General features: G+C 36.8%; 12 protein-coding genes. 5 read left to right on the top strand and 7 right to left on the bottom strand.

Annotated elements, in window-relative coordinates; translation table 11 throughout:
- The 4 genes from cofC to F3G70_RS09480 are packed head-to-tail and all read left to right on the top strand — an operon-like array spanning position 1 to position 2,290.
- Positions 1-672, top strand: coding sequence for a 2-phospho-L-lactate guanylyltransferase (gene cofC / locus F3G70_RS09495; RefSeq protein ID WP_149732467.1), 672 nt, complete (start codon positions 1-3; stop codon positions 670-672).
- 3 nt (positions 673-675) lie between these two features.
- Entirely contained in the window at positions 676-1,410 is a 735-nt protein-coding gene (gene thiD / locus F3G70_RS09490) for a bifunctional hydroxymethylpyrimidine kinase/phosphomethylpyrimidine kinase (protein WP_149732466.1), read from the top strand.
- A 47-nt stretch (positions 1,411-1,457) separates the two neighbouring features.
- A complete protein-coding gene (locus tag F3G70_RS09485; protein ID WP_149732465.1) occupies positions 1,458-1,895 on the top strand; it encodes a C-GCAxxG-C-C family protein in 438 nt (145 codons plus the stop codon).
- A 14-nt stretch (positions 1,896-1,909) separates the two neighbouring features.
- Positions 1,910-2,290, top strand: coding sequence for a putative zinc-binding protein (locus F3G70_RS09480; protein ID WP_223166064.1), 381 nt, complete (start codon positions 1,910-1,912; stop codon positions 2,288-2,290).
- Here F3G70_RS09480 and F3G70_RS09475 read toward each other — a convergent pair.
- The 5 genes from F3G70_RS09475 to F3G70_RS09455 form a co-directional block, all read right to left on the bottom strand.
- Positions 2,280-2,951 carry a methyltransferase family protein gene (locus F3G70_RS09475; protein ID WP_149732464.1) on the bottom strand — a complete coding sequence of 224 codons (672 nt, stop codon included), beginning with the start codon at positions 2,949-2,951 and terminating at the stop codon, positions 2,280-2,282. The two genes, F3G70_RS09480 and F3G70_RS09475, sit on opposite strands and share 11 nt — an antisense overlap.
- 56 nt (positions 2,952-3,007) lie before the next feature.
- A complete protein-coding gene (locus F3G70_RS09470) occupies positions 3,008-3,754 on the bottom strand; it encodes an ABC transporter ATP-binding protein (RefSeq protein ID WP_149732463.1) in 747 nt (248 codons plus the stop codon).
- A 9-nt stretch (positions 3,755-3,763) separates the two neighbouring features.
- The gene (locus tag F3G70_RS09465) at positions 3,764-4,504 is read right to left on the bottom strand and encodes an ABC transporter permease (protein WP_149732462.1); all 741 of its coding nucleotides are present in this window, start codon (positions 4,502-4,504) and stop codon (positions 3,764-3,766) included.
- Between the two features lie 112 nt (positions 4,505-4,616).
- Positions 4,617-6,758, bottom strand: coding sequence for a heavy metal translocating P-type ATPase (locus F3G70_RS09460; RefSeq protein ID WP_149732461.1), 2,142 nt, complete (start codon positions 6,756-6,758; stop codon positions 4,617-4,619).
- Positions 6,759-6,779: 21 nt separating this feature from the next.
- Positions 6,780-7,049, bottom strand: coding sequence for a DUF6110 family protein (locus F3G70_RS09455; RefSeq protein ID WP_149732460.1), 270 nt, complete (start codon positions 7,047-7,049; stop codon positions 6,780-6,782).
- A gap of 368 nt (positions 7,050-7,417) precedes the next feature.
- Here F3G70_RS09455 and F3G70_RS09450 point away from each other — a divergent pair, with 368 nt between their 5' ends.
- Entirely contained in the window at positions 7,418-8,353 is a 936-nt protein-coding gene (locus tag F3G70_RS09450) for a CPBP family intramembrane glutamic endopeptidase (protein WP_149732459.1), read from the top strand.
- A gap of 139 nt (positions 8,354-8,492) precedes the next feature.
- Here F3G70_RS09450 and F3G70_RS09445 read toward each other — a convergent pair whose 3' ends face one another.
- Positions 8,493-8,843: a carboxymuconolactone decarboxylase family protein gene (locus F3G70_RS09445; RefSeq protein ID WP_149732458.1), complete on the bottom strand. Its 351-nt coding sequence runs from the start codon at positions 8,841-8,843 to the stop codon at positions 8,493-8,495.
- 489 nt (positions 8,844-9,332) lie between these two features.
- Positions 9,333-11,631: non-ribosomal peptide synthetase (locus tag F3G70_RS09435; protein ID WP_149732456.1), on the bottom strand; the 2,299-nt coding region annotated here is incomplete at its 5' end.

The following is an 11,631-nucleotide window of genomic DNA, read 5'->3' as shown; positions in this document are numbered from 1 at the left end:
ATGGATGACATTTACGCAATAATACCTGTCAGCAAATTTAAAAATGCAAAAACCCGATTATCTCCATTTTTAACGGAAGAGGAACGGGAAAAGCTTCTAAAAGCAATGCTTCATGACGTTACTGACACCCTAAAAAAGCATGTTGACAGGATATTCATCATAAGCAGGGACGAAGAGGTATTAAGCTACGCTGAAAAGCTGAACCTGGATACCATTTTGGAAGAGGAAAACTCCAATCTGAACAAGGCATTAACACAGGCAATGAAATACTGCAGGGGAAAGGCAAGAAAAATCATTATTGTCCCTTCAGACGTGCCGTTAATAGGAAAGACAAACGTTCAGATGCTCATTGACGCTTCCAAAAGCCTTGACTTTATCATAGTTCCGTCAAAGGGCGGTGGAACAAACATGATTATAATGAAGCCATTGGCAATACGCACAAGATTCGAAGGCTTCAGCTACAAGGAACACGTTACCGCTGCCGAAAGGAAAAAGTTGAATCCTCAGGTTCACGATTCCTTCTTTATGGCACTGGACGTCAATACCGCTGAAGATTTAGGGGAAATTATGATTCACGGAGAGAAAACCCACACCAGAAAGTATCTAAAGGAACTGAAGGTTACCGTTGAGCCTTCTCGTGGAAGCGAACGGCTGGAAGTTACAAGAGGCTAAATCATGGTTGTAATGTCAATTGCGGGCGTTGACCCTTCAGCCGGAGCAGGAGTCTTTGCAGACATCAAAACCTTTCAGGCCCTTGGCGTTTACGGATGCGGCATAATAACCGCATTAACGGCACAAAATCCTAACAAAGTGTTTTCAATAAGTCCCGTTAATGAAGAGCATGTCTGCGAGCAGATTGATGCCGTATTGGATGCCTATGACGTTACATATGTCAAGACGGGAATGCTCTACTCCAAGCAAATCATCAAATTAATCTCTGAAAAGATAGATGAATACGATTTAAAGGCCGTTGTCGATCCAGTAATGGTTGCAACATCAGGAGGAGACTTGACAAAAGATAATTTAGCCAATGCATTGAATAAATACTTGCTTCCAAAATCCATTCTGACCACACCTAACGTTGAAGAAGCCGAAAAGCTGACAGGCTTGAAAATCAGCTCAAAGGAAGATGCAGTTATGGCAACCGAGAAAATACCGTGCAATTCACTGATAACCGGAGGACACCTGGACGGCATTAATACTATGAGAATTGACGGTGAAATCACAATAGAAAAGCAGGAACTTCTAGAAAGTGATAATCTCCACGGCACGGGATGCAATCTGTCATCTGCCATCGTGGCTTATCTGGAGAAAGGAAACGACATTAAGACGTCATGCATTAAATCCTTTGACTATGTCTATGAAGGCATTAAAAACGGCGATTACGGAACGTTAATCGCCAAATTATAGCTAATGTTTATACCGAATGAAAGATTAATCTATTAGGAGGAGAAATAATGAATCATATAGAAAAATCACTGAAATTATTTGAATCAAAATTCAACTGTGCTCAATCAGTTTTTGCTAGTTTTTCTCAGGAATTGGGACTTGATGAAAAACAAGCTCTTAAAATTGGAGGGTGCTTTGGTAGTGGAATGCGAAAAGGTGAAGTTTGTGGAGCTTGTACAGGTGCATTAATGGTTTTAGGTTTGAAATACGGACAGTGTGAAATTAATGATAGGAAAAGCAAACTCAAATCAGACGAACTTTGCGTGGAATTCCTGGAAAAATTCGAATCAATAAATGGTTCCTATATCTGCAATGAAATATTGGGTTGTGATTTGAAAACTGAAGAGGGAATAAAATATGCTGCAGAGAATAATCTTTTTACGGAAGTATGTCCTAAAATGGTTGAATCCGCAACATCAATTGTTGAAGAAATGATTAAAGAATAAATATAATGATTATCATGAAAAAATATGCTCTAGCCCCCTGCAATGGCATGAGTCCCAACGGACTGGTATGCCGTGTTGCAGTCGGCGATTTTAAAAAAGAAAATGAAAATGCAATATCCCTTTGCATGGGCTCTACATCTGCAGATATTGAAAACAAAAACACACCGATGCTTAAAAAATACCCCATAATTGCCATTAACGGATGTGGAAATAAATGTGTAAATACTATTTTAGAAAATAAAGGCATTAATGTAGCTAAAACCATTAATGCTAGTGATGTTTTGAAAAGCCACAACATTTGCGCTACTGACCCCTTTAGACTAGATGATGAAGCTGAAGAATGTGTAAAAATAATTAAAAGAGAGTTAGAAAACATTCAAGAAATTAAAATATAAACGGTATAATCCTATACCTTACCTTTTTCTTATATTCACTGTAGCCATCCAGTTCCCTTTCCAATAGCTTTTCCTCATTTTTTATCCTGAAAATGATTATTATCGGATAAATAAGCATGATTATAAATGAAAAGAATGAATCCAATACCAGAGGCATTGACAAAAAGAGAAATATCGTGGAAGTGTACATCGGATGACGGACAACACCATATAATCCGCTGTCAACCACATTCTGATTTTCGCTTACTTCAACTGTGCGTGAAAGGTACATATTTTCCCTTAACACTTCAGCATACATTGCATAACTTACTAAAAAGATTACTGAAGCAATTACAACAACAATTGATGATAACTTAAACCATCCAAATCTGAAATTCAGCCCAGCGATGATGAAAGCCAATGCAAACATTACTGCACTTGCCAAAAGTACAGTTTTCTGTTCATTTTCCTCTTCCTTGGCGTTCAGCCTTCTTTCCAATAATTCCGGGGATTTTATATACATTACAATTCCCGCAACAAACATGGGAATAAACAATAACGCTAAAAATAGCCACGCATTAGGATAATTTAAAGTCCCTGCAGGAATAAAGAGCAGCAAAGCAATTATTATCAATCCGAAAAGAAATTTCGTTAATGCCTGAGAAAAGAGCTTTGCATCCATAATATCATCTAATTTCTTTAAAATTCAAAAAAAAGTTAAAGGAAATAGCTTTAAAGCTATTCTTCCATATCAAGTTTACCGACTATAGATTCCTGAATATCAAGGAATTCCTGAGAATCCCTTTTTCTTGGCCTTTCCAAATCCACTTCAATCACTTCATCGATTTTTCCAGGATTCTTATCCAGAAGAACAATTTTATCAGCAAGATATACCGCTTCATCAACGTCGTGGGTTACAAAAACAATCGTATTTTCAAATCTTTTCCAAACACCTATGAGCTGTTCCTGAAGCTTGTGCCTATTTTGCATATCCACTGCAGAAAACGGCTCATCCATAAGCAAGATAGGTGAATGATTAAGCAGGGATCTGATAATTGCAACCCTCTGTTTCATACCCCCTGAAAGTTCATGAGGATAGCTATCCTTAAAGTCGATTAAACCGACACTTGTAAGGTATCTTTCGGCTGCCTTGATATTTTCCTCCTTGGAACCTCCTGAAATTTCAAGACCGAAAGTTACATTTTGAAGAACCGTAAGCCAAGGGAACAATGAATATTGCTGGAAAATAACTGCACGATCGCCTGACGGCTTTTCAACGACTTCACCATTGGCTATGACTTCACCGGAAGTAGGTTTTTCAAGACCTGCAATCAGACGCAGGAGAGTTGTCTTGCCGCAGCCGGAAGGTCCGAGAAGACATACGAGCTCGCCGTCATTTATCGTTAAATTGATATTCTCCAATACGGATAAGTTCTTTCCTCTTCCCTCAAAGGATTTGTTAATATTTTTAATTTCAATTGACATTCAAAACACCTACCAGAAAATCCTTTTTTGTACACGTCCAAATATGTAATCAAGCACTAAACCGATTAAACCAATAACCAACATTCCTACAACGGTCGTACCTGTATCAAATAGATTTGTAGCCGTTAAAATCATATATCCTAAACCACTGCTTGAACCAATCATCTCTGCTGAAATCGTACACATCAGGGCGATACCGACACCGACTTTCAGACCTGAAACGATATACGGAATGGCAGAGGGCCATATTACCCTTCTTAAAATGTGCCAGTCGTTGGCTCCCAATGTCTGAGCAGATTCTATTAAAACTTTATCTGTTCTTTTTACACCATCCATTGTATAGACCAAAATCGGGAATACGCAACCCATGAAGATAATGAATACTGCCGGAACGGTTCCTATTCCAAACCACAGGATGGAAAATGGAATCCATGCGACAGGAGGGATTGGCCTTAAAATACTGATGATAAATGATGTTAAGTCTTCCAAGGTCTGATACCATCCGAAAAGTATTCCTAAAGGAATCGCCACAACAGATGCTATGATTAAACCACAGAATACCTTGAATAATGTGTCAACAGTATTTTTCAATAGTTTTCCAGATTGTATAATCTTAATTGCAGAGTTTAATACGTCAACAGGACCTGGCAATACGTACGGCTCTACCAAATGAAGGCCATTAGTTATGACGTACCAAAAAATAATAATCGCAATCGGTAAAATAAACGGTAATATTTTTCTCTTATTCATTAAATCACATTACTAAAATTTTATACATAAATTAATATGAATCTTATAATATTAAAAGTTTAAGAAAAATAAGAGTTATTTGAAAAAAAATAAAAAATGTAGAAAAGGAATTTTAAGTCGCATCGGCAACTTCAATAGCTTCTACATTGATTTCGTTTGAATAATCGTCCCCAAGAACTGATTTGGTGCTTAATGCACCGAATATCATCGTGGACAGGTTATGTATCATTGAAGATGTAGCAGGTGAAATCGCACCCAAGACGCCCAATACAAGCAGAGTGCCGTTGACAGCCACAATCCTTTTATAATTTGTGTTGATTTTGTCGAACATTCCCGTGCTTAATTTTCTCAATGTTACAAGGTCATACAAATCATCTGATAAAAGTGAAATGTCTGCCACTTCACGTGCGATATCGGATGAGTTTTTCATTGACACTGACACGTCCGCTGCTGCAAGGGCAGGCGAATCGTTTATTCCGTCACCGACCATGATGACCGTTTTGCCTTCGGCCTTAAGCTCTTCAACGATTCTTGATTTGTCTTCAGGAAGTACCTGTGAGCGGTATTCGGTGATTCCCAAGGCTTCAGCCGAAGATTTCGCTCCGCTTTCACTGTCTCCCGTAAGCATTATGATGTTTTCTATGCCCAATGCCCTGAGCTCCTCGAGAACGTATTTCGCCTCTTCACGCACAGGATCATCTATGCATATGAGACCTTCAAGCTTGCCGTCAATGGCCATGTAAACAACGGAATGGTCCTTGACTTCCCTTTTGATTTTCTTTTCCTGGGTTTTATTGATTTTAATACCCTCATCATCAAAGAGGAAGTGTCTGCTGCCTATTACAACACGCTTTCCGTCGTATTCAGTTGCAATTCCATGGGCTACGATGTATTCGACTTCACTGTGGTCCTCTTCATGCTTGATTCCTTCTTCTTCGGCCTGTTTTACAATGGCTGTTGCAATGCTGTGCGCAAAGTGCTCTTCGATGCAGGCAGCCATCCTTAAGATTTCTTCCCGTTTATATCTTTTAGTCATAGGGAATACATGGACAACCTTAGGGGAAGCGTTCGTTAACGTTCCTGTCTTATCAAAGACTATCGTGTCCGCTATAGCGTAATTTTCAAGGAATTTTCCTCCCTTGATCATCATCCTGTTGTCTGAGGCTTCACGCATGGCGGATATTACCGATAACGGCGTCGTTAATTTGATTGCACATGAGAAATCAACCATCAGTACTGACAATGCCTTTGTGGCGTTTCCCGTAAAGAGATAAGTCAGTGCCGTTGCAAGGAAACTGTATGGAACGATTGAATCCGCAAGCTTTTCGGCTCTGCTTTGAGCGTCTGCCTTTAAATCCTCTGAGTTTTCAATCAAATCAATGATTTTATTCAGTCGGGTTTCCTTGTTGATTGAATATACTTCAACGATAATGTTTCCTTCCTCTATTACGGTACCTGCATGGACAGTCTTTCCAGGTCTTTTATGGACAGCCAATGGCTCGCCGGTCATTGAGGCTTCATTAACCATTGCCTCTCCGTCCACTACTTTACCGTCCACAGGAATAACGTCTCCCATATGGATTTTGATTTTATCTCCCTTTTGGATTTCCAAGGCCGGATAAGGCCTTTCGGTTCCATCTCCTTCTACAAGCCATACTGTATCTATATTTAAAGCCAAACTGTCTTTTAAAGTGCTTTTGGCTTTTTGTACGGTGTAGTCTTCCAATGCATCGGAGATTGACAACAAGAACATCATTGAGCTTGCAGGCTTGAAGTCCCTCATGTAAAGGGCTCCGGCAACCGCTACGCCGTCAAGCAAGGCAACGTCGATGCGGAAATCAGTCAGACTGTCCAATCCTTTCCAGATATACTTTGAAGCTCGCAGAATTGTCAGAATATGTTTAATCCTTACAGGCAGGAAGAGTCTGCCTAAAAATCTTCTGCCAATCATTCTCGCCAGTTTCAAAATAAAATCATCCGTGATTTCCTTTGAAATCTGGAGCTGCGTTGCTTCTCCTTCAACCAAATCATCCAGAGTGATTGAAGTTAGGATATCGAAAATTTTTCCCTTGTTTTTCACGTCATCATAGTAAATCAAGATACTGCCGTTTCTATGGGACGTGTAGACTTCGTTGATAAAATCATTCTGTAAAAGTAATGAAGCAAGACCATAGCCTTCCTCTTTGGTGAAAGCCCATTGGCCTGATCGAACCCTTAGGCGGGTTCCCTTATCATACATTACTTGAAATTTCATTGCTCTACCCGAAAAATAAACTTATTCGTCGTCGTCTTCAATGTAAATTTCTTTTTTGGTTTCTGCGTTGGCATCGACAACAATGTCTTCTGCGTTTTCCCTCATATCCTGGAAACATTCTTCAGCGTCTTTTCTGGCTGACATTATTGCTGCCATTCCTTGGGTACATGAATCTTTAACAATATCGGATTGCAATACTTTTTTTCCGATGAGTGCAGTGGCGATTCCGCCAGCAAAAATAAGTGCATGCTTATGTTCGAGTACTTTATCTAGATATTCGTATTTTGACATTTTAAATTTCTCCCGTATTTTATCAATTTATTGAACCTTTTGAAAAAATCCAATAACATATGTATCTTTGTTGACAATTATATTTAAATTTTAGGCAAACCTAAAGATTCTGTTTTTTAGGAAACGAAAATTTTACTTTGCTAAAAATTGTTTATTGTCCAATATAATATTAATTAAAAAGTAATATATAAATTATTCGTTTAAAATTAATTTTTAGGCTCAACAAATGATAATACTTAGGTTAAACTAAATTTAAATTTACGTGCATCAAAATAATTTTTAGCCATACCCCAAAGCTATTAAAGAATGCATGCAGATAACAAAATTTATATTATTTCAATTTGAAATTAACATTACCGGTGAGGATTTTGAACGAAGATAAAAGATTTTTCTCAAGGATAGGAATCAGCTACCTGGTAATGGCAATATTAGCCATAATATTTCAAACGATACTGGCTCACATTGTATCCGGCTATAATCCTAGTTATCTGAAGGACTACAATGTTTTAACCATTATATCTTCATTTTCCAATTACATACTGGTACTGCCGATTTTCGTTTATATGATGGGAAAGCTGGAATCGGACAGGCTTGAAAAGAAATCTCTTGGAGTTAAAAAGTATTTCGAATACGTGTGCATTACCATAACATTAATGTGGATTGGAAACCTTGCAGGCACCATAATAACAACATTAATCGGATTTAAGCTTGGAAACGGAATAGTGAACCCCGTAGAGCAGGTAATTGAAAATTCAAGCATCTACATTAATGTGATTATAATAAGCATAATAGCACCTATCTTTGAAGAATACATGTTTAGAAAGATGCTGATTGACCGGACAATAAAATACGGAGCAAAACTGTCAATACTTTTATCAGCATTACTGTTTGCATTATATCATGGAAATCTAAGCCAATTTTTCTATGCATTTATGCTTGGAGGATTTTTCGCATACGTTTACATTAAAACCGGAAAGATTATCTACCCTATAACACTGCACCTGATAATAAACCTCTTCGGATCAGTCATAGCCACAGCCTTTTCAAATGCGATGGAAAATGTCATGGCTGCGGCGACCATGGCCAATATGGCAGACATAGCGATTGTAGCGGCATACCTGCTTGTATTTATTGTGGCAATAATAATCGGAGTTTATACGTTAATCGACAACTATAAAATCGAACTGAATGATGACAAACAGGAAATATATCTGGAAAAGCCTTTTCGGACAGTAATCTTAAACTTCGGAATGATATGCTTCATACTCTTCCACATATGGAAAATACTGATGTCCTTTTTCTAAAAAAATAGATTCAAAGCTAATCCATTGCTTTTAAAACACTGCTTGAGATTTCGAGTGCCCAAATTCAATAAACTAACCTTAAAGATTGAAAATTAAAAAGTAATGCGGAGTCGTTTCAACATCCGCCAATAAACCATATTTAAGCCTTATCTTCCCTTTCTTCTTCAATAGCTTCAGTAACGCTGTTTAATATCTGAAGGGATTTTGAAAACGCAGGCATTCCTGAAGTCAACAATACGACTCTTAAGACATCCACAATCTCTTCTTTAGTGATGCCCAATACTTCAATGGCACTTCTGATTTGCTTTTTGGTAGCTCTTGGGTCTGCACGGGATGCAGTAATGCCGATTGCAATTAATTTTTGAGTCTTATAATCCAAAACCTTACCGTCCCATACCGTATCGTTAATGCTAGACACCAATTCATACAAATCAGGATATTCGTCTTTTAACTCTCTGATACCTTTTCCGTAATATACATCTCCTTTCATATAATACCTCATTATGTTAATTAATAATATTTTACTTTTTTAAATTATATATAATTAATAGCTACTTTTTCTTTTCATGAATATTAATTCAAAATATTTGTATAAAGTTGATTGAAAAATATGCATAAGTGGTAGAACTTTTTCGTGAGTTTCAATGAAACAATGTTCTCTAACCTTTTTTACAACATCATTATCTTTAACATCACCAATCAACAAAGGAGAATCAAGATTATGCAACTTTTGGTTCCTTTTGACCATCTTCATGTTGCTGTTGGCATAATAATATAGAAATTATCTATCTCAAATTCGAGTCTGGTTTCATATAATACGAACAAACTATAACTAAAAGTAATAGAATTATCCATTACTTTGTGAATTTGTCCCCATATATATCAAAATATTTCATTTGACTATTCAGGTTTCATCATATCTCTTATAATCATTTTTGCAACATTTTTTCACATTGTAACCATCAATTCCATACGGAAACTATTTTAAAGTAGTATTTAAATTGGAATGTAAGTTTGCGTTAATAATATTTGATAATATTGATGTATAAGTTTCTTTGAAATCTTCAATCAGATTATTGGAATATTTATTTGAATTTGTGATTATTAACCTGTAATTTTCGCCGTTTTGGTAAATTTGAACAAAGAATTCCGTTATCTGATCACCATGGGAATTTAGGATATGATTCATGATTTCTTCAGAGCCAATATCATCAATGCCCTCCACATTATTAAAGTCATCTGCTATCCAATTTGGTACAAATTGGAATAGGATGTTAACCTCAAAATCATATTTTTGATAGAGTAACACAATTGGATAATAACTGTGCCTTGAAATTCCATAGACTGCATCGGCCATATCTTTCATAAACGAATTTATGCTTCTGTCTTTACAGTCTGCAACTAACGGCATTACATTGGATGTCATGCCTATGAAATTTTCGTTGAATCTGTCACGTCCATTTTCAATCATTGTGAATAATACTTTATCCCCATCTACAAATTGAGCGAGGGCATATGCAAATACACTTGTGAACAATACATTTTCACTAATTCCAGCATTATTTAAAAATGATTTGAATACCATTTTATCGAATTTTAAATCCCAGGTTGACGTGCTATATCCTTCAGATGAATCATCTTCCAATAATGTGCCCACATCATCAAGGGATGTTAATATTGGATAATAATATTCACTTGCCTCATCGAATTTTTCAGTACTTTTTATCTGATGTGTATAAGCTGATGATTTTAAGAAGGCATCATCGAAATCAACACTACCTCCGTCAAGAAGAATTTCGAAATCATGTTTGAATACTCCTGCAGAAGTTGCATCAAAAATGATGTGGTGAATTAGATAAAACAGGTAATATGATTCTTCAGTTTCAACGATCATGAACTTGGAGAGATTATTAAATATATCCATACTTTCAGCAAGGAACTCTATGATAGTGTCATTATCATCTTTGGATTTTACTGAAATCGGAGGCTTGTCTCCTTTTACCAGATATGGGTATTCTCCTTTAAGCAATCGTATGACAGTTTTAATCATATTATAAATGCCGCTCACGTCTTTTAATCCGTATTTATTAATCAAATTCATGATTTTTTTGATTCCAAGTTTTTTAGCTATCTTTATTAAATCAATAATCGCATCCAAATTGCCAGTATCGTCTGCATCGTTTACTTCGTATATGTCGCTTAGGTGCATGCTCAAAATAGGATGAGCGTTTAACAGTTCATTTAAAGCATTAAGTATGTCTTCAAGGCAATATTTTTTAGAAATGGCAATATATCCAGGTATATGATAAGCATCCTTTTTATTATAAAGGATTACATCGCCAAATACATTAAGCTGAGCTGCATTCAATGGACAACCACTTTCCAAACTATAAATATCTAAATCAAATGAGAAATCAGTCATGTTTTTTGCAATTGCCTCCGGAGTGCGGAAAGTGAAGATATCTGCCATGGTAATATCATTGGATTCAATATATGACAGCAGCCTAATTGCAGTCAATGAATCTCCACCCAAACGAATGAAATCGTCATATATTCCGACTTTTTTCAAATTCAATGCCTTTTTGAAGGCTTCGACAATCTCTTTTTCATTTTCGTTTCTTGGGGCAACATATTCTACCTGCAGGCTTGTTTTGTCAATTTCAGGTAAAGCGCGTTTATCTACTTTTCCATTAACATTTAATGGAATTGCATCTAATTTAACGACGTATGATGGAACCATATATTCAGGTTTATGTGCATTGACATAATCGCAAATGGAATCCTTCAATTCATCCCCATCCAAATCATTGTTTATTACAACATAGGCAACTAATTCATTATTTCCGTTATTTATAGTTGTTTGTACTGTGACATCTTCAACATTTTCCATGCTTCTTATTGATGATTCAACTTCTGTGAGTTCCACACGGTTTCCTCTTACTTTAACTTGGCCGTCACGACGGCCAACAATTCCCAAAGTGCCATCCGGCAAGAATCTTACCATATCTCCAGTTTTATAAATGCGCTCATAGCCTTTCTTATCATCAAATGGATTGTCAAAGAATGCATTATCATTTTCTTTGGCACGATTTAAATAGCCCGGAGTTAATTGACTGCCTGCTAGATATAATTCCCCTACTGCACCTAAAGGTACACGGCGAAGCTCCTTATCCAGCACATATCCTTTTACATTGCTGATGAATCTGCCTATGCTTGAGTGATGCATACGTTTGTTTGCGAATATGCTTGTTGATATTGCCAGGTTTTCTGAAGGACCA

It is taken from the genome of Methanobrevibacter millerae (genome assembly GCF_900103415.1).
Lineage (GTDB): Archaea > Methanobacteriota > Methanobacteria > Methanobacteriales > Methanobacteriaceae > Methanocatella > Methanocatella millerae.
The sequence above is the reverse complement of the archived record's forward strand: the minus strand, read 5'-3'. Positions and strand labels throughout refer to the sequence as shown.

Coding starts and splice junctions, on each gene's coding strand:
- F3G70_RS09460 (WP_149732461.1), bottom strand. CDS start 6,758: ATGAAATTTCAAGTAATGTATGATAAGGGAACCCGCCTAAGGGTTCGA.
- F3G70_RS09470 (WP_149732463.1), bottom strand. CDS start 3,754: ATGTCAATTGAAATTAAAAATATTAACAAATCCTTTGAGGGAAGAGGA.
- F3G70_RS09465 (WP_149732462.1), bottom strand. CDS start 4,504: ATGAATAAGAGAAAAATATTACCGTTTATTTTACCGATTGCGATTATT.
- F3G70_RS09475 (WP_149732464.1), bottom strand. CDS start 2,951: ATGGATGCAAAGCTCTTTTCTCAGGCATTAACGAAATTTCTTTTCGGA.
- F3G70_RS09455 (WP_149732460.1), bottom strand. CDS start 7,049: ATGTCAAAATACGAATATCTAGATAAAGTACTCGAACATAAGCATGCA.
- F3G70_RS09445 (WP_149732458.1), bottom strand. CDS start 8,843: ATGAAAGGAGATGTATATTACGGAAAAGGTATCAGAGAGTTAAAAGAC.
- cofC (WP_149732467.1), top strand. CDS start 1: ATGGATGACATTTACGCAATAATACCTGTCAGCAAATTTAAAAATGCA.
- thiD (WP_149732466.1), top strand. CDS start 676: ATGGTTGTAATGTCAATTGCGGGCGTTGACCCTTCAGCCGGAGCAGGA.
- F3G70_RS09485 (WP_149732465.1), top strand. CDS start 1,458: ATGAATCATATAGAAAAATCACTGAAATTATTTGAATCAAAATTCAAC.
- F3G70_RS09480 (WP_223166064.1), top strand. CDS start 1,910: ATGAAAAAATATGCTCTAGCCCCCTGCAATGGCATGAGTCCCAACGGA.